Here is a 17,109-nt window from a genome sequence, read left to right as displayed (position 1 = left end):
GCCCCTGCGCACGGATCTCGCGGGTCTGTGACCGTTCAGCCACGTTGTTTCATCCCGCAACACTCCGGTAGTCGATCCCGCCGCCCCACCGAAACGATGGGGCGCCCCCGCTCCCCGTGGCGCAACCCTTCGGCGCGTCGCACGCTTCTTCCTGCCGATGCGTCCCGCCCAGATCGTTCCCCTTGTCGTCGCCACCGCCCTGTTCATGGAGAACACCGACTCGACGGTGATCGCCACGGCGCTGCCGGCGATCGCGGCGAGCCTCGGCGTCGATCCGATTGCCCTCAAGCTGGCGCTGACCGCCTATCTCGTCAGCCTCGCAATCTTCATCCCCATCTCGGGCTGGGCCGCCGACCGCTACGGCGCCCGCAACGTCTTCCGCGCCGCGCTCTGCGTCTTCATGGCGGGCTCGCTGGCCTGCGCCGCCGCGAATTCGCTCGCCGGCTTCGTCGCCGCCCGCTTCGTGCAGGGGATCGGGGGAGCGATGATGGTGCCGGTCGGCCGCCTCGTGATCCTGCGCTCTGTGCCGAAATCCGAACTCGTCGGGGCCCTGGCCTACCTCACGATTCCCGCGCTGATCGGCCCGATCCTCGGGCCGCCGCTCGGCGGCTTCATCACCACCTACGCCGACTGGCGCTGGATCTTCTTCATCAACATCCCGATCGGGCTCGCCGGCATCGTCCTGGCGACCCTGTATTTCGGTGATATCCGCGAGGAGGTGCGGCCGCCGCTGGACGGGGTCGGCTTCCTGCTCTCGGGGGGCGGGCTCGCCCTCCTGATGCTCGGCTTCGCCTCGACCGGGCGCCACCTCCTGCCGGATGGCGTGTCCTGGGCCTGCATGGCCGGCGGGCTCGTTCTCGTCGGGCTCTATCTGCGCCACGCCAAGCGCACCGCGCACCCGCTGATCCGCCTCGACCTGCTCAAGCACGACACCTTCCGCGCGGCGGTGACGGGGGGCAGCCTGTTCCGGATCGGCACCGGAGCGATTCCCTTCCTGCTGCCGCTGATGCTGCAGATCGGCTTCGGCCTCGATCCCCTGCATTCGGGGCTCATCACCTTCGCCGCCGCCGCGGGCGCGCTGCTGATCAAGATCGTCGGTCCGCGCATCCTGCGCGCCCACGGCTTCCGCCGGGTGATGGTGACGAACGCGCTGGTCGCCTCGGCCTTTCTCGCCGCCAACGGGTTGTTCACGGCGCAGACGCCGCACTGGATCATCGTCAGCGTGCTGTTGCTGGGCGGATGCGTGCGCTCGCTGCAATTCACCTGCGTCAATGCCATCGCCTATGCCGACCTCGAATCGCGCGAGATGAGCGCGGCCACCAGCCTCGCCAGCGTCGCGCAGCAGCTCTCGCTGAGTCTCGGCGTCTCCATCGGCGCGCTGGCGCTGGAGGGCGCCGCCGCGTGGCACGGCCACGGCGGAATCGAGGCGCAGGACTTCCCCCTCGCCTTTCTCGCGGTGGCCGTGATCTCGGCAGGCTCGTTCTTCGTGTTCCGGCGGCTGGCGCCGGATGCGGGCGCGGAGGTCTCGGGGCAGCGCCGTGTGGCGCAGGGTGTCCCGAGACCCGCCGAAGGATCGCCTCAGAGCCTCGCGCCCCTCACGCCGCGGCCCGCGCCGGAGCCCGGCCGCCCGTCCGCTTGACGCCTCCGGTCTTGGCACGCGCCGGCCCCTTGGGCGCGGCTTTCGTCGCGCGGGCCGGAGCCGCCGCCTCGCCGCTTCGAAAAAAGCCCTGCCAGCCCCAGGCGCCGGGGCCGGTCATCGCGTACATCAGGAAGGCGCCGGCGAGCCCGAGATCGGCGAGCAGGAAGCTGCGCTCGGTTACCGCCGCGGCCCCGGCATGAAGCCAGAACGGGTGCAGCAGGGCCGCCATGCCGGCGACGAAGCCGGCCATGGCGAGCCCGGTGAGCCGCGGCATCACGCCGAGAATCACCGCCAGCGGCCCGAACACCTGCACGATCACCGCCGCGGTCGCGACCGCGTTCGGCGCGGGGCAGCCGGCGCCCGCCAGCGTCACCGCGAAGCCGGAAACGTTGAGCGCCCGCGCGACGCCGGTCGGCAGCAGGGCCGAGGCCATGAGGAGACGGGCGGCGAGAAGCACGCCGTTCTGGGCTGAACCGAACACGGGCCGAGGACTCCGGAAGAGAGGCGGGAGAGAAGGATGCCGCGAAGCCTCGGGCGCCAGCGTGAATCGGGAGTTAAGCCGTTCCGGCGAATCGGCGGATGGCTGGGGATGGCTCGACGTCCCTCACCGTCTCCGGGGCCCTTGACGCGCGAGCCCGGAAACGGCGGCCCCGAGGACGGGGCGCCTCGATCCTGAGCCGTGAACGCGCGACGGACCCGGCGCGCCATGGACTTGCCCGTGCGATGGGCTTAAGCCCGCAACCCGAGACCAGCGCAGGACGGTTCGAGGGGTCGAGAAGCCGTGGTTCAGTCGATGGCCGACGTGCGGGAGGCGATCTTCGCCTTCATCGCGGCCCGCAACCCGGGCCTTCCCTCCGGCGCCGTCACCGGGGAGACCTCCCTCGTGACCAGCGACGCGCTCGACTCGATCGGCATTCTCGACCTGATGATGCATCTCGGCGATCGCTTCGGCGTCGAGATCGACGAGGACAGCTTCGATCTGGCCAACTTCGCCAGCGTCGACACGTTGGCCCATTTCATCGACGACCGGCGTTCCGACGTCTGATCCCCGCCTGATTCCTTCCATGGCCCCGACGCTGCTGCACCACCTGCTCGACGGAGCCGGCGCGGACGTTTCCCCCGCGATCGTCGAGGAGGCCGAGGTCCTCACCTACGGCGGCCTGCGCGTCCGCGTCGCTGTCCTGGCTGGGCGCCTCAGGGCCCTCGGGATCGCGCCGGGTGACCGGATCGCGATCCTTCTGCCGAAATCGATCCGTGAATGCGTCGCGATCTTCGCGGTCAGCGCCGCGGGCGGTGTGTTCGTGCCGATCCATCCGTCCTTACGCCCGCGCCAAGTCCACCACATCGTCGCGGACAGCGGCGCGCGGGTGCTGCTGACCGACGCGGCCCACGCCGCCGGGCTCGAGGGCGCGCTCGACGATTGTCCGGCATTGCGCGTCCTGACCGCAGAGACGGGAGAGGACGGCTCTGTGCTTCCCCCCGGCGAGCCGGCTCCGGAGGGGTTGGCGGCGATCCTCTACACCTCGGGCTCGACCGGTCTGCCCAAGGGCGTGATGCTCTCCCATGCCAACCTGATCGCCGGCACCCGCATCGTGCGGACCTATCTCGGCATCGGACCGGGGGACCGCATCCTCTCGGTGCTGCCGTTCTCGTTCGATTACGGCCTCAACCAGCTTCTCACCGGCGTGGAGCAGGGCGCGCGGATCGTTCTCCTGACGCCGCGGCTGGGCGACGACGTGGTCCAGGCGCTGGAGGCGCACCGCATCACCCTGCTCGCGGGCGTGCCTACGCTGTGGACCCTGCTGACGCGCGCCGCGCCGCATCTGGCCAAGGCCGACCTGTCGGCCCTGCGCGCGATCACCAATTCCGGCGGCAGCCTCGCCCTGCCGACGATCGCGCGCCTGCGCGCCCGGCTGCCGCACACCGCCATCGTGCTGATGTACGGCCTGACGGAAGCCTTCCGCTCGACCTACCTGCCTCCGCACGAGATCGACCGGCGGCCGGATTCGATCGGCCGCGCCATCCCCGAGACCGACATCTTCGCGCTCACCCCCGAGGGGCGGCGGGCCCGGCCGGGCGAGCCCGGCATCCTGCACCACCGCGGCCCCACCGTCTCGATGGGCTACTGGAAGCGGCCGGAGGACACCGCCCGCGTGCTGGTGCCCGACCCGTTCCCGCCGCCGGGGACCGAGCCGGGGCTCGTCTGCCGCTCCGGCGACCTCGTGATGGAGGACGCGGACGGCTTCTTCCGGTTCATCGGCCGCGAGGACACGATGATCAAGACGCAAGGATTCCGCGTCAGCCCGACCGAGGTCGAGGCGGCGCTGATGGAGACCGGCGCCTTCCGCGCCGCCGCCGTGATCGGCCTGCCGGATCCGAGCCTCGGCCAGCGCATACACGCGGTCACCGTTCCCGCCGAGGGCGCGCCGGGCACGGCGGACGTGCTGCAGCGCCTGCGCACGGCCCTGGCGCCCCACCTCGTGCCCCGCACCATCGAGGCGGTGGCGGCGCTCCCGACCACGCCCAACGGCAAGGTCGATTACAAGCGCCTGACCGCCGAGCGCGCGGCGGCGGAGATCTAGGCCGATGGCGGTTCCTCCCGATCTCGCCGCCGCCCTGATCGCCGAGAATTTTTCGCGCGACGCGGGGGGCGTTCTCCGTGTCGGCGGCCTGTCGGTGACCGACCTGACGAAGGAATTCGGCACGCCGCTCTTCGTCTACGATGCCGGGACGATGCGCCGGACCTACCGCGCCCTGTGCGCGGCGGTGGCCGGTTTCGCCGAGGTCGACTTCTCCGTGAAGGCGAACCCGAATCCGGCGGTCATCCGCGTCTTCCACGAGGAGGGCGCGGGCGCCGAGATCGCCTCCGGCGCCGAATTCGACGCGGCCTGCGCGGCCGGTGTCCCGCCCGAGCGGATCCTGTTCGCGGGGCCGGGCAAGGGCGCGGCCGATCTCGACCGGGTGGTCGCCGGCGGCATCGGCGAGATCCACCTCGAGAACCGCGAGGAGATGGTTCGGGTCGCAGCGGCAGCGGAGCGTCACGGCGCGACCGTGCGCGTCGCCCTGCGGATCAATCCCGGCGCCGCGGCCCAGGGCGGGGCGATGCGGATGGGCGGCAAGCCTTCCCCCTTCGGCTTCGACGAGGAGGCGATGGACGCCGCCATCGACGCGGTGGAGGCGCAGCCCTCGCTCCGCCTCGTCGGGCTTCATCTCTTCGCGGGCACGCAGGGTCTGAAGGCGGAGACCCTGCTCGGCCAGTGGGCCTACGGCCTCGGCCTCGCCGCGCGGATCGCCCGCCGGACCGGTCGCCCGCTGGAGACGATCGACCTCGGCGGCGGCCTCGGCATCCCGTATTTTTCCGGTGACGCCGCCCTCGAACTCGGCGCGCTCCGCGCGGGACTGCCCGACCTGATCGCGACGCTGCGGGCCGATCCCGGTCTGGCCTCGGCCCGCGTGGTGCTGGAGCCGGGCCGCTACCTCGCCGGGCCGGCGGGCCTCTACGTGGCGCGGGTGCTGGCGGTGAAGGAATCCCGCGGCAGCCGCTTCGTCATCACCGATGGCGGCATGCATCACCACCTCGCCGCGAGCGGCAATCTCGGTCAGGTGGTCAAGCGCGACTTTCCCCTCGCGGCCGTCATGGACGGCGGCGGTACGGAGCGCGGGGCCACGGCCGTCGTCGGCCCGCTCTGCACGCCGCTCGACATGCTGGCCCGTGCCGCGCCGCTGCCGCCGCTCGCCGAGGGCGACCTCGTCGCCGTGCTGCAGTCGGGCGCCTACGGACTGACCGCGAGCCCGACCGGCTTTCTCAGCCATCCGCTGCCGGCCGAGGTGCTGGTGGAGGGCGGCCGGGCGACCGCGATCCGGCATCGGGGCTGATCACGCCCGCCTGCCTCCACCGCAGCCGCGGCCGGGAGCATCCCCGCATCGGCATCCATCGGCGGCGTCAGGGCGCGCGCCGCGGCTGGCCGATGAAGTCGATGAAGGCCCGGAGCGGGGCGGGAAGGTAGCGGCGGCCGGGATAGTACAGGAACGGGCCGGAAAAGCGTGGCCACCACGGCTCCAGAATGGGCTCCAAGGCTCCGCTGTCGAGATGCGGCCGCAGCCAGTCCTCGAACAGGGTGAGGATGCCGACCCCAGCGACCGCCGCCTCGACCGCGAGGTCGGTGGCGGCGCCGACGCGTACGGTGAGCGGCCCGCTCGGATCGACGCGCAGGATCTCTCCGTCCCGCTCGAACTCCCATTCCGTCGTCCGGCCGCTCGCGAAGCGGCCGCCGATGCAGGCATGGTGCAGAAGGTCGCGCGGGTGCTCCGGACGGCCGCGCCGGTCGAGATAGGCCGGCGCCGCGACCGTGGCGAAGCGTTGCTCGCGCGGGCCGATCGGGACGGCGATCATGTCCTGTTCGAGCCGCTCGTCGTAGCGGATGCCGGCATCGCAGCCCGCGGCCAGCACATCGACGAAGCTGTCCTCGGCGATCACGTCGAGACGGATGTCCGGATAGGCGGCCAGGAACGGCGGTACGATCTCGGGCAGGACCAGCCGGGCCGCGCTGACCGGCACGTTGAGCCGAAGCGTGCCGGCCGGCCGGTCGCGGAAGCCGTTGACGACGTCGAGCGCCGCCTCGACCTCCCCCAGCGCCGGCATCAGGCGTTCCAGGAGCCGCATGCCCGCCTCGGTCGGGGCGACGCTGCGCGTCGTGCGGTGGAGCAGGCGCACGCCGAGCCGCCGCTCCAGCCGGCGGACGGCCTCGCTCAGCCCGGACGCGCTCATGCCGGACGCCCGCGCGCCGTCGCGAAAGCCGCCGGCCTCCGCCACCGCGACGAAGGCGGCGAGGTCGCCGAGATCCGCCGGCATTGTTCGTTTCTCCGCACAGCCCGTGCCGATACATCCGTATTATCGCGCGGTCCGGCAGGGTCTAGAGCCGCGGGTGTCACACAGGAGAGACCCCGATGAACGATCTCGAACGAGCCGGCACCTACGCCCTGGGCGATCGCGTGGTGAAGCGCCTGGGCTACGGCGCGATGCAACTCGCCGGGCCGCACGTCTTCGGCCCGCCGAAGGACCGGGACGGCGCCGTCGCGGTGCTGCGCGAGGCGGTGGCTCGGGGCGTGAACCACATCGACACGAGCGACTTCTACGGCCCGCACGTCACCAACCAGATCATCCGCGAGGCGCTGCACCCCTATCCGGACGATCTCGTCATCGTCACGAAGGTGGGTGCGAAGCGGGGATCGGACGCCTCGTGGAACCCGGCCTTCTCGGCCGAGGACCTCACCCGGGCGGTCCACGACAACCTGCGCAATCTCGGCCTGGACGCGCTCGATGTCGTCAACCTGCGGATCATGTTCGACGTGTCGGGTCCGGCCGAGGGCTCCATCGAGGCGCCGCTCGCCGTCCTGGCGGATCTCCAGCGCCAGGGTCTGGTGCGCCGGATCGGCCTCAGCAACGTGATGCAGCGGCAGGTGGCCGAGGGGCGGAGGATCGCGGAGATCGTCTGCGTCCAGAATGCCTACAACCTCGCACACCGGGCGGATGACGGGCTCGTCGACGACCTCGCGGCGGCGGGGATCGCCTACGTGCCGTTCTTCCCGCTCGGAGGCTTCAGCCCGCTGCAATCGACGACGCTGTCCGGAGTCGCCGAGCGGCTCGGCGTGACGCCGATGCAGGTCGCGCTCGCCTGGCTCCTGCGCCGCGCGCCCAACATCCTGCTGATCCCCGGTACGTCGTCGGTGGCGCATCTGCGCGAGAACCTGGCCGCCGCCGATCTCACCCTGCCGGACGCGGTGATGGCGGAGCTGGACCGGATCGCGGCCCCGGCCGAAATGGCCTGATCCTTCCAAGCGCAATCGAAGCGGCGACCCGGATCGTCACGCCCCGCGCGGAGCCCGGGCGGGGTCCGAACCCGCCGTTCCGGAGGGATCGCTCGGATCAGGTCCGGGGCGCGGTGGGAGGCGCTTCGGAAGGCTGAAGCGCCTCCGCCAGATACGACACGAAGGCCGAGACCTTCGGGCTGACCAGCCTGCGCGAGGTGTGCAACGCCCAGACCTCGTTCGGCGGGCCTTCGAGCCATCCCCAGAGCGCCAGCCGGCCCGCCGCGACATCGCCGCCGACGAGGGAGCGCGGGAGCACTGCGGCGCCGGCACCCGCGACGACCGCGTCGCGCAGCATCGGCAGCGAGGACAGCCGCAGAACCGGCACGGGGGCGAAGGCGAGGCGCGCCGAGCCCTCGCGCACGGTCCAGACCTCGCCCGGCCGCGGTTCCGCGCGCACCACGCAGGAGAGCGGGGTCGGCCCGCCATCTGACCTCGGATCCGGGCGGACTGCGTCGCCTGCGGCTACGAGCCAGGGCGCGTCGCGCAGCACGCAGCGCCCGACTAGGCGCGCGTCCGGCCTCGGATTCACCCGGATGACGACGTCGAAATCCTCCTCGACCGGATCGACGAGGCGGTCCTCCGATCGGATCGTCAGATCAACCTCGGGATAGGCGCGCACGAAGCGGGCGGCGATGCGACCGAGCGCGGAATCGGAGAGAAGCAGCGGCGCGCTCACCCGCAGGCGCCCGCGCGGCCGGTCCAGGCCCCCACGCACCGCCGCGCCGGCCTCGGCAATCTCGCCGAGCAGCGGCCCGGTGCGGGCGTGCAGGAGGGTCCCCGCCTCGGTCAGGCGCAGGCTGCGCTCGCCCCGCTCGATCAGCCGCGCGCCCAGGCTCGCCTCGAGCTCCGCGACGCGGCGCGACAGCGTCGCCTTCGGCCGGCCGCTCGCCCGGGCGGCGCGGCCGAACCCGCCGTGGCTGGCGACGAGAAGAAAGTCCGAGAGCGCCGAGAGGTCCATGCCCGTTCCAATTTCGAGACACCCAGTCCCGATCTTGCCGTCTATGGCCCAGGAGGGGAACGGCGCATTTTCCGGTCATCGGCGGCGGCCCACAGCGGACCGCCCCGCTTCAACCCGGAGAACGACCATGACCATCCTCGTGACAGGCGCCACCGGCCGCATCGGCTCCAGCGTCGTCGATCACCTCGCCGGGGCCGGCGCTTCCGTCCGCGCCCTGACCCGCTCGCCGGACACGGCACGCTTCCCCGCCGGCGTCGAGGCCGTTCGCGGCGACCTCACCGACATCGATGCCCTGCGCGCGGCGCTCGTCGGCATCGACACCCTGTTCCTGCTGGTCGCCAACGTTCCGGACGAGCTGACGCAGGCGATCACGGCCCTCAACCTCGCCCGCGATGCGGGTGTCCGCGGCATCGTCTATCTCTCGGTCTATCGCGGCGAGGCCTATGTCGATGCGCCCCATTTCACCGGCAAGCACGCCGTCGAGCGGATGATCGCGGCCCTCGATCTGCCGGCCACGGTGCTGCGGCCGGCCTACTTCATGCAGAACGACCTCGCCCAGAAGGATCCGCTCCTCGGCGCCGGCCTGTACGGGTCGCCGATCGGCGGGCGCGGGATCTCGATGGTCGACGCGCGCGACATCGCCGAGGCCGCGGCCCGCGAACTCCTGCGCCGCGATCGGTCTCCCGCGCCACTTCCGGCCGAGACCTACGAACTCGTCGGGCCGGATGCCCTCACCGGTCCGATGATCGCCGCGGTCTGGGCGGAGGTGCTGGGCCGCGACGTGCGCTACGGCGGCGATGACCTCGACGGGCTGGAGGGCCGCCTGCGCGCCTTCGCTCCCGCCTGGCTCGCCTACGACCTGCGCGTGATGATGCGCCGCTACCAAGAGGACGGCGCCTCGGCGAGCGCCGCCGAGGTCGCACGCTTCGCGGCCCTGCTCGGCCGTTCCCCGCGCCGCTATCGCGATTTCGCGGCCGAGGCGGCGCAGTCCTGGCGGGGGGCCTGACCGGTCTGCCGGCCGAGCCGGTGCGGGCTGAAGCGCCCGTCCATTCCCGCATCGGGAGCGGTCCGTCAGTCGGGCGCCCGATGCCGGGCATGCCGCGCCGCCGATGCGGCCCCGACAACAAAAGACCCCGGCCTTTCGGCCGGGGCTGAAGTTGGTCTCGAACGCTTTGAGGCTCTTAGAAGAAGCCGAGCTTCTTCGAGGAGTAGCTGACCAGCATGTTCTTGGTCTGCTGGTAGTGGTCGAGCATCATCTTGTGGGTCTCGCGGCCGATGCCGGACTGCTTGTAGCCGCCGAAGGCCGCGTGCGCCGGGTAGGCGTGGTAGCAGTTCGTCCAGACGCGGCCGGCCTGGATCGCGCGGCCGAAGCGGTAGGCACGGGTTCCGTCGCGGGTCCAGACGCCGGCGCCAAGGCCGTAGAGCGTGTCGTTGGCGATCGAGAGCGCCTCCTCGTCGTCCTTGAAGGTCGTGACCGAGAGGACGGGCCCGAAGATCTCCTCCTGGAAGATCCGCATCTTGTTGTGGCCCTTGAACACCGTCGGCTGCATGTAGAAGCCGTCGGCGAGATCGCCCTCGCGGTTGCCGCGGGCGCCGCCCGTGAGGCACTCCGCACCTTCCTGCTTGCCGATATCGACGTAGCTCAGGATCTTCTCGAGCTGCTCCGAGGAGGCCTGGGCGCCGATCATGGTCGCCGGATCCAGCGGCGAGCCCTGGGTGATCGCCTCGACGCGCTTGATCGCGCGCTCGATGAAGCGGTCGTAGATCGACTCGTGCACCAGCGCGCGGCTCGGGCAGGTGCAGACCTCGCCCTGGTTGAGGGCGAACATGGTGAAGCCTTCGAGCGCCTTGTCGAAGAAGTCGTCATCCTCGTTGGCGACGTCCGCGAAGAAGATGTTCGGCGACTTGCCGCCGAGCTCCAGCGTCACGGGAATCAGGTTCTGCGAGGCGTACTGCATGATGAGGCGGCCGGTGGTCGTCTCACCGGTGAAGGCGATCTTGGCGATGCGGGGCGAGGAGGCGAGCGGCTTGCCGGCCTCGAGGCCGAAGCCGTTGACGACGTTGATCACGCCCGGCGGCAGCAGGTCGCCGATGAGTTCCAGCACCACGAGGATCGAGGCCGGGGTCTGCTCGGCGGGCTTCAGCACGACGCAGTTGCCGGCGGCCAGAGCCGGCGCCAGCTTCCACACCGCCATCAGGATCGGGAAGTTCCACGGGATGATCTGGCCGACGACGCCGAGGGGCTCGTGGAAGTGGTAGGCCACCGTGTCGTGGTCGATCTCGGAGATCGCGCCTTCCTGGGCGCGCACGCAGCTGGCGAAGTAGCGCCAGTGGTCGATGGCGAGCGGGATGTCGGCGGCGGTGGTCTCGCGGATCGGCTTGCCGTTGTCCCAGGTCTCGGCCAGCGCGATCAGATCGAGGTTCTCCTCCATCCGGTCGGCGATCTTGTTGAGGATGCGGGCGCGCTCGGCCGGGGCGGTGCGGCCCCAGGCGTCTTTGGCGGCGTGCGCGGCGTCCAGCGCCTTGTCGATGTCCTGCGCGTCGGAGCGGGCGACCTCGCAGATCACCTTGCCGGTGATGGGGGAGGTGTTCTCGAAATAGCGGCCGCCGACGGGGGCGACCCACTGGCCGCCGATGAAGTTGTCGTAGCGCGCCGAGAACGGCGACTTGGTCTTGGCGTCGGCCAGGAATTCGGGCTTGTTCATCGCGTTTCCTCCATTGCGCTCGTTCGGCGACCGCTCTTCCGCGTTGTGGCGGGAGACAAGAGCAGTGGCCCCGTCTGATCAAGGTGGACTTTTGGCCAACGCGGCTTCTGGCGGCCGCCGACTTGATGGATGTCGCAACTGTTTTCGGCGGTCGCAGGGGGCAGCGAGGCCACCGCCGATGCGACCGGCGACAGGTCCATCAGTTAGACCCTTTCGGATCCTGTGGCGACCCCGCCCTTGGTCCAAGGCGCATCGTCGGCTCGCCCCCGTCGGGGAGGCGGGGCGCATCGGTCTCGAGGCCGTTCTGGTACAGGATCAGGCCGGTGACGCGGCCCGCCTCGTCGGCGGTGAAGGTGATCTGCGCATCGACCGCGCGGAGGAAGAAGGCGCGCTCGGCCTCGGGGAAGAGTTCGTTGCGTGGCTGCCGGGGCGCCTGCGCGAAGATCCGCCCGTCCTCGACGGTGACCGCGATCTCGAAACCCGGTGACAGGGCGTAGCGGCCGGCGAGCGCCGTCAGGCCGGCGCGATCGATGGCGACCTCGCGGTGCTCCCGCGGCGGCTCGGCGAGGCTCGCCCGCGCCTCCGCCTCGCTCACGCGCGGCCCGGTCCGGTCGCGGTGCTCGCGATGCAGGATCACCCCGGTGGGGCTGCCGTCCGGCTCGGTCTCGAAAGTAAGCCGCATGTCGGCGACGGGGCTGACGAAGGTGCGGTCGCTCTCGGGCACGAAGGGAAAGGCCGGCTCGCGCAGGCCGGGCCCGTCCAGCCGCGCCGTCAGGCCCCTGCCCTCGCGGGCGACGGTGAGGACGGCGCGCGGGCCGAGGCGGTAGGTGCCGGGATAACGGTCGAGGATCACGTCCTCCAGCACGATCTCTTCCGGCGCCTCGTAATGGCCGAGATGAAGCGCGGCGAGGTCGCGGGCGATCTTCTGGGCCGGGGCGGTCTCGGTGTTCGAGAGCACGATCACGGTCAGGCGATCGTCGGGATAGAGGTCGTTGATCGACAGGAAGCCGGGGATCGACCCGGCATGGCCGAAGACGCGGTGGCCGCTCCCCGGCACGCCGGGCTTGCCGAAGGCGCGGGCGACGAACCAGCCGAGGCTGTAGCCGGTGCCGCGGTCGTCGAACATCGCCGCGCGCGAGGCCTCCGACAGCAGACGCGGCCCGGAGAGTGCCTCGTCCCAGGCGAGCAGGTCGTCGACCGTCGCGTAGAGCGCTCCCGCGGCAAAGGCCGAACTGGCCGCCATCGGCACGGCGTTGCGCCACTGCGCCCGGCCGCGGCGGTAGCCGGCCGCCCGCCGCGGCAGGATCACCGTCAGGTCGTCGTAACCGGTCTCCTTCAATCCCAGCGGCGCGAGGATCGATTCGCGCAGATAGGCTTCGTAGGAGCGGCCGGAGGCCGCCTCGATCGCCATGCCGAGCAGCACGTAGTTGGTGTTGCTGTACTCGAAGCGCTCTCCCGGCGGGAACAGCAGCGGGTCGCCCGCCGTCAGCGCCACGATCTGCGCCGGCGTGTGATCGACCCGCGCGATCTGGTCGTAGTAGTTCGGCAGCGCCGTGAAGTTGATGATGCCGGAGCGGTGCTGGAGCAGGTGCCGCAGACTCACCCCGGCCCACGCCTCCGGAACGGAGGGAACCCAGCGGCGGATCGGGTCGTCGAGGCCGAGCCGGCCGGCCTCCGCGAGCTTCAGGATCGCCGCCGCCGTGAAGGCCTTGGTGAGCGAGCCGATGCGGAAATGGGTGCGCGGCGTGTTGGGGATCTCCCATTCGCGGTCGGCGAGGCCGTAGGCGCGGCGGAAGACCGGCTGACCGTCCTTGGCCACGAGGATGACGCCCGAGAACAGGCCCGCCTCGAGATAGGGGGTGACGAGGGCGTGGGCCCGCTGCGCAAACGCCTCTTCGGCGCGGGCCGGCGCCGCAATCCCGCTCGCGAGGACGGCGCACAGGGCGGCCAACAGGGCGGCGCGCGGAGCGGCAGGGCGGCGAAGCGGGCGGGCGCCGGGCCGTCGCCACACCGGTCTCGGGGAGGTCTGGCTCACGGGGCTCCTGTCTCCTCTCGGCGGGCGCGACGAGCAGAGGCGGCCTTTGCGGCCAGGGCGTGGCGCGTCCCGTCTCTGCGGCGGCGCACGGCCCGGCCGGGACCGGGCATGCGATCACGGTTTCGCCGCGACCCGTTGCGAGAAGCGCGCCGCCCGAGGCCGGAGCCGCATCACGCGCGCGGAACGGTGCCCGGTGCAGCCGACGAGACATCAGAGGCAGACGATCATGACGATGCTTTCGCGCGCCGTTCGCGCCGCTTCCCTCTCCGCCCTTCTCGCCGGGGCCGTGCTCGCTCCCGGAGCCGCGCTCGCCCAGGCCAACCCCTCCGCCGCGGCGCAGGACCGCCCGCCCGCCGGGGCGCCGGAGCCGGGCAAGGAGATCGCTCTGACGCAGGGACAGATCGACGGTCTCCTCGCCGCGCAGCCGGAACTGGCCAAGCTGTCCGGCGGCGCGCCCGACAAGCCCGATCCGAAGGCGGAGGCGCAGGCGCAAGGGCAGGCCGAGGCGATCGTGAAGCGCAACGGCTTCGCGAGCCTGGAAGAGTTTCAGGATGCCAGCGACACCGTCGATGCGGTGCTCGGCGGGATCGATCCCGAGACGAAGAGCTATGTCGGCCCGACGCCGCTCCTGAAGAAGCAGCTCGCGGCGGTCCAGGCCGACAAGGGCATGCCCGCCAAGGAGAAGGCCGAGGCGGTCAAGGAGATCAAGGAGGCGCTCGCGGCAGGCGAGCCGGCCAAGCCGTCGCAAGGCAACATCGCCCTGGTGACGAAGAACTACGCGCGGCTCAGCACGGCGATGGGCGGTGGCGAGGACAAGAAGTAGAGGCCGCCTCGCGATCCCTTCCCCCGCTGCGGGAGAGGGGCCGGCTCAGGCCCTTCCGGAAACGGCGCTCCCCTCACCCGACTCCCCCGCGGGGGCCACCCTCTCCCGCAGAGGGGAGAGGGAAGCGCGGCGGCCTTCACGCGACCACATCCCTGCCTTGCCGCACCCGATCCCGGCCGGCACTGCCCCTGAGAGCATCCCCAACCGTGACATCCTCCCCTCGGCCCCTCCCCGGCAGCCCCGCCTCCGAGGCCGCGCCGGGCGCATCTCCGAGTACGCCGCCGTGGGTCGGACCGGGATTTGCCGAGTTCGTCGGCATCGTCGCCCTGATGATGGCGGTCACCGCCATGTCGATCGACAACCTGCTGCCGGCCTTCCCGCTGATCCAGGAGCGGTTCTCGGTCGCCGACCCGAACAGCCTGCAACTCCTCGTCTACGTCTACATGATCGGCTTCGGGGTGGCGCAGATCGTCTACGGGCCGGTCTCGGACGCGATCGGGCGCCGGCCGACCCTGCTGATCAGCCTCGGCATCTACACCGCCGGCTGCATCCTCTCGATGCTGGCCCCGAGCTACGAGTGGCTGCTCGCCTCGCGGATCATCCAGGGCATGGGCGCGGCCGGGGGGCGCGTGCTCTCCACCGCGATCGTGCGCGACCGCTTCTCGGGGCGCGAGATGGCCAGCGTGATGTCGCTCATCATGATGGTGTTCCTGATCGTGCCGATGCTTGGGCCGGCGATCGGCGCCACCATGCTGCTGCTCGGCTCGTGGATCTGGGTGTTCGTGTCGATGCTGGCGCTCGGTGGCATCCTCACCCTGTGGTTCGTCCTGCGCATGCCCGAGACGCTGCATCCCGAGTACCGTCGCCCGCTCTCGCTTCGGTCGACGGGGCAGGCGCTGCTGATCGTGCTGCGCACCCGCGCGGCGATCGGCTACGCCACCGCGCTCGGCCTGCTGACGGGCTGCATCATGGGCTATGTCGGCTCGGCCCAGCAGGTGTTCGACACCGGGCTCTACCATCTCGGCGGGCTGTTTCCGGTCGCCTTCGGCGTGGTGGCCGGCGCCATGGGCGCGGCGACGCTGATCAATTCCCGCGTCGTGCGCTGGCTCGGAATGCGCACGCTCTCGCATGCCGGCGTCACCGCCTTCACCGCGGTCGGTCTGGTCCAGGTCGGCATCGGCCTGCACTACCAGGGCCATCCGCCGCTGGTGCTGTTCCTCTCGGTGCTGGCGCTGAACCAGTTCCTGATCAGCTTCGCCCTGCCGAACTTCAACGCCCTGGCGCTGCAGCCGCTGGGCGCGATCGCCGGCACCGCCTCGTCGTTCCTCGGCTTCTATACCACGATCCTGGGCGCCTTCTGCGGCTTCCTGATCGGTCACGCCTTCAACGGCACGGTGATGCCGGTGGCCTACGGCTATGCCGGGCTCGGCGCGCTCGCCCTGCTCACCGTCCTCTGGACCGAGCGCGGGCGCCTCTACCGGGCGGGCGTCTCCGGCTGAAGCCGACGACCCGGACCGGGTCCGGGCCGTGGCGAGGGGTCAGGCGTTGGCGCCGCCATCGACCGTGAGGGTGGTGCCGGTGATCTGCCGCGCCGAAGGGCTCGCCAGGAAGGCGACCGCGGCGGCGATGTCTTCCGGACGACCGTAATGGCCGAGCGCGGTCATGGCGCGCTGGAGGTCCGACTGTTCGCCGTCGGACGGATTCATGTCGGTGTCGGTCGAGCCCGGCTGCACGAGGTTCACGGTGATGCCCTGGGGGCCGAGTTCGCGGGCGAGCCCACGGGTGAACGAGAGCAGGGCGGACTTCGTCATCGAATAGACCGTCACGCCGGGAAACGGCACCCTCTCGCCGAGGCAGGAGCCGATGGAGATGATCCGTCCGCCCTCCCCGAGATGCGGGATCGCCGCCTGCGAGGCGAGCACGACGGAACGGACATTCACGGCGAGAAGCGCATCGATGTCGGCGAGCGCCATCTCCGCCACCGGACCGCCGCGGGCGATGCCGGCATTGTTCACGAGGATGTCGAGACCGCCGAGCTCCGCGGAGGCCGCCGCGACCGAGCGCTTCACCGCCTCGGCATCGGCGCTGTCGGCCTGGATCGCGAGGCCGCGCCGGCCCTGTCCCTCGATCGCCCGCACGACCTCGGCGGCCCGCTCGGCCGAGCGCTCGTAGGTGATCGCCACATCGGCGCCCCGTTCCGCCAGCGCCAGGGCGATGGCCGCGCCGATCCCGCGGGAGGCACCGGTGACGAGGGCGCGCTTGCCTGCCAGTTCACTCATGGATTGATCTTTCTGTATCGAACGACACAGAAATGGCTACGAGCGTTGTCCGCCGCGGTCAAGCGAATTAAATAATGATCGATGCAAAATTCTGGAACCACTCCCCGTCCCGTTGACGCGCCGCCCCGCGGCCGGGGCCGGCCGCGAGCCTTCGATCGGAACGCGGCCCTGAGCCAGGCCATGCACCTGTTCTGGCGCAAGGGGTTTGCGGCGACCTCGATCGCCGAACTGACCGCAGCGATGGGCATCGGTTCGCCGAGCCTCTACGCGGCGTTCGGCTCGAAGGAGGACCTCTACGCCGAGACCCTGCGCCACTATCGCGAGCAGCACGAGGCGCTCGTCTGGGGGAACTTCGCTGCGGCCGCGACCGCCCGCGCCGCCGTCGAGGCGCTGCTGATGGACACGGCCACCGCGCTGACGGAGGTCTGCGCGCCCGACGCGCCGCGCGGCTGCATGGTGACGCTCTCGGCCGTCGGTGGCGAGGGGCAGGCGGAACTCGGCGAATGCGTGCGGGCGGCCCGCGCCCGCGGCCTCGAGACCGTCGCGGAGCGGCTGATTCGGGCGGTGGCGGAGGGCGAGATCGCCGCGGCGGTCGATATCCAAGCGCTCGCCCGCTACGTCATGACGGTGCAGGGCGGCCTGTCGCTCCAGGCCCGCGACGGTGCGAGTCGGGCCGAGCTGGAGGCGGTCGCCGGGCTGGCGATGGCGGGCTGGGACGCGCGGGTCGGCGGCTGATCGCTTCGGGGTTTGCCCACACCCGCATCGCGCGGCGAAAGACGACACCGATGCGAACCGCAAA

15 protein-coding genes are annotated in these 17,109 nt (G+C 71.4%); 9 read left to right on the top strand and 6 right to left on the bottom strand.

What is annotated here, in order from left to right:
• The first annotated feature begins 157 nt into the window (after positions 1 to 157).
• Positions 158 to 1,639 carry an MFS transporter gene (locus MPPM_RS18355; protein ID WP_096486295.1) on the top strand — a complete coding sequence of 494 codons (1,482 nt, stop codon included), beginning with the start codon at positions 158 to 160 and terminating at the stop codon, positions 1,637 to 1,639.
• On the opposite strand, the gene MPPM_RS18350 is transcribed toward MPPM_RS18355, so the two are convergent.
• Positions 1,596 to 2,120: a DoxX family protein gene (locus MPPM_RS18350; protein WP_096486294.1), complete on the bottom strand. Its 525-nt coding sequence runs from the start codon at positions 2,118 to 2,120 to the stop codon at positions 1,596 to 1,598. The genes MPPM_RS18355 and MPPM_RS18350 overlap by 44 nt on opposite strands.
• Positions 2,121 to 2,432: 312 nt before the next feature.
• Here MPPM_RS18350 and MPPM_RS18345 point away from each other — a divergent pair, with 312 nt between their 5' ends.
• Genes MPPM_RS18345 through MPPM_RS18335 form a run of 3 tightly spaced genes read left to right on the top strand, consistent with a single transcriptional unit; the run spans position 2,433 to position 5,515 of the window.
• Positions 2,433 to 2,684, top strand: coding sequence for an acyl carrier protein (locus MPPM_RS18345; RefSeq protein ID WP_096486293.1), 252 nt, complete (start codon positions 2,433 to 2,435; stop codon positions 2,682 to 2,684).
• Positions 2,685 to 2,703: 19 nt separating this feature from the next.
• Positions 2,704 to 4,221: an AMP-binding protein gene (locus MPPM_RS18340; RefSeq protein WP_096486292.1), complete on the top strand. Its 1,518-nt coding sequence runs from the start codon at positions 2,704 to 2,706 to the stop codon at positions 4,219 to 4,221.
• A gap of 4 nt (positions 4,222 to 4,225) precedes the next feature.
• Positions 4,226 to 5,515, top strand: coding sequence for a type III PLP-dependent enzyme (locus MPPM_RS18335; protein WP_096486291.1), 1,290 nt, complete (start codon positions 4,226 to 4,228; stop codon positions 5,513 to 5,515).
• Positions 5,516 to 5,582: 67 nt separating this feature from the next.
• Here the strand turns inward: MPPM_RS18335 and MPPM_RS18330 are convergent, their stop codons facing one another.
• Positions 5,583 to 6,491: a LysR family transcriptional regulator gene (locus tag MPPM_RS18330; protein ID WP_096486290.1), complete on the bottom strand. Its 909-nt coding sequence runs from the start codon at positions 6,489 to 6,491 to the stop codon at positions 5,583 to 5,585.
• Positions 6,492 to 6,586: 95 nt separating this feature from the next.
• Between MPPM_RS18330 and MPPM_RS18325 the strand changes: the two genes are divergently transcribed.
• A complete protein-coding gene (locus MPPM_RS18325) occupies positions 6,587 to 7,468 on the top strand; it encodes an aldo/keto reductase family oxidoreductase (RefSeq protein WP_096486289.1) in 882 nt (293 codons plus the stop codon).
• Positions 7,469 to 7,565: 97 nt separating this feature from the next.
• Here the strand turns inward: MPPM_RS18325 and MPPM_RS18320 are convergent, their stop codons facing one another.
• Positions 7,566 to 8,468, bottom strand: coding sequence for a LysR family transcriptional regulator (locus MPPM_RS18320; RefSeq protein WP_096486288.1), 903 nt, complete (start codon positions 8,466 to 8,468; stop codon positions 7,566 to 7,568).
• 127 nt (positions 8,469 to 8,595) lie between these two features.
• Between MPPM_RS18320 and MPPM_RS18315 the strand changes: the two genes are divergently transcribed.
• A complete protein-coding gene (locus tag MPPM_RS18315) occupies positions 8,596 to 9,474 on the top strand; it encodes an NmrA/HSCARG family protein (protein WP_096486287.1) in 879 nt (292 codons plus the stop codon).
• Positions 9,475 to 9,649: 175 nt separating this feature from the next.
• Here MPPM_RS18315 and adh read toward each other — a convergent pair whose 3' ends face one another.
• Both adh and MPPM_RS18305 read right to left on the bottom strand, forming a co-directional pair.
• Entirely contained in the window at positions 9,650 to 11,173 is a 1,524-nt protein-coding gene (gene adh, locus MPPM_RS18310; protein ID WP_096486286.1) for an aldehyde dehydrogenase, read from the bottom strand.
• A 199-nt stretch (positions 11,174 to 11,372) separates the two neighbouring features.
• Entirely contained in the window at positions 11,373 to 13,208 is a 1,836-nt protein-coding gene (locus MPPM_RS18305) for a serine hydrolase (protein WP_244573341.1), read from the bottom strand.
• A 226-nt stretch (positions 13,209 to 13,434) separates the two neighbouring features.
• Here MPPM_RS18305 and MPPM_RS18300 point away from each other — a divergent pair, with 226 nt between their 5' ends.
• Entirely contained in the window at positions 13,435 to 14,031 is a 597-nt protein-coding gene (locus tag MPPM_RS18300; protein WP_096486284.1) for a hypothetical protein, read from the top strand.
• Positions 14,032 to 14,363: 332 nt separating this feature from the next.
• Entirely contained in the window at positions 14,364 to 15,530 is a 1,167-nt protein-coding gene (locus MPPM_RS18295; protein WP_096487912.1) for a multidrug effflux MFS transporter, read from the top strand.
• A 39-nt stretch (positions 15,531 to 15,569) separates the two neighbouring features.
• Here MPPM_RS18295 and MPPM_RS18290 read toward each other — a convergent pair whose 3' ends face one another.
• On the bottom strand, positions 15,570 to 16,310 hold the full coding sequence (locus MPPM_RS18290; protein ID WP_096486283.1) for a 3-oxoacyl-ACP reductase family protein: 741 nt from the start codon (positions 16,308 to 16,310) through the stop codon (positions 15,570 to 15,572).
• Between the two features lie 81 nt (positions 16,311 to 16,391).
• Here MPPM_RS18290 and MPPM_RS18285 point away from each other — a divergent pair, with 81 nt between their 5' ends.
• Positions 16,392 to 17,045, top strand: coding sequence for a TetR/AcrR family transcriptional regulator (locus tag MPPM_RS18285; RefSeq protein WP_173807924.1), 654 nt, complete (start codon positions 16,392 to 16,394; stop codon positions 17,043 to 17,045).
• The last annotated feature ends 64 nt before the right edge of the window (positions 17,046 to 17,109 follow it).

Source organism: Methylorubrum populi (assembly GCF_002355515.1).
In the GTDB taxonomy this organism is placed as follows: domain Bacteria; phylum Pseudomonadota; class Alphaproteobacteria; order Rhizobiales; family Beijerinckiaceae; genus Methylobacterium; species Methylobacterium populi_A.
The sequence above is the reverse complement of the archived record's forward strand: the minus strand, read 5'-3'. Positions and strand labels throughout refer to the sequence as shown.

Coding starts and splice junctions, on each gene's coding strand:
- MPPM_RS18355 (WP_096486295.1), top strand. CDS start 158: ATGCGTCCCGCCCAGATCGTTCCCCTTGTCGTCGCCACCGCCCTGTTC.
- MPPM_RS18345 (WP_096486293.1), top strand. CDS start 2,433: ATGGCCGACGTGCGGGAGGCGATCTTCGCCTTCATCGCGGCCCGCAAC.
- MPPM_RS18340 (WP_096486292.1), top strand. CDS start 2,704: ATGGCCCCGACGCTGCTGCACCACCTGCTCGACGGAGCCGGCGCGGAC.
- MPPM_RS18335 (WP_096486291.1), top strand. CDS start 4,226: ATGGCGGTTCCTCCCGATCTCGCCGCCGCCCTGATCGCCGAGAATTTT.
- MPPM_RS18330 (WP_096486290.1), bottom strand. CDS start 6,491: ATGCCGGCGGATCTCGGCGACCTCGCCGCCTTCGTCGCGGTGGCGGAG.
- MPPM_RS18325 (WP_096486289.1), top strand. CDS start 6,587: ATGAACGATCTCGAACGAGCCGGCACCTACGCCCTGGGCGATCGCGTG.
- MPPM_RS18320 (WP_096486288.1), bottom strand. CDS start 8,468: ATGGACCTCTCGGCGCTCTCGGACTTTCTTCTCGTCGCCAGCCACGGC.
- MPPM_RS18315 (WP_096486287.1), top strand. CDS start 8,596: ATGACCATCCTCGTGACAGGCGCCACCGGCCGCATCGGCTCCAGCGTC.
- adh (WP_096486286.1), bottom strand. CDS start 11,173: ATGAACAAGCCCGAATTCCTGGCCGACGCCAAGACCAAGTCGCCGTTC.
- MPPM_RS18300 (WP_096486284.1), top strand. CDS start 13,435: ATGACGATGCTTTCGCGCGCCGTTCGCGCCGCTTCCCTCTCCGCCCTT.
- MPPM_RS18295 (WP_096487912.1), top strand. CDS start 14,364: ATGGCGGTCACCGCCATGTCGATCGACAACCTGCTGCCGGCCTTCCCG.
- MPPM_RS18290 (WP_096486283.1), bottom strand. CDS start 16,310: ATGAGTGAACTGGCAGGCAAGCGCGCCCTCGTCACCGGTGCCTCCCGC.
- MPPM_RS18285 (WP_173807924.1), top strand. CDS start 16,392: ATGCAAAATTCTGGAACCACTCCCCGTCCCGTTGACGCGCCGCCCCGC.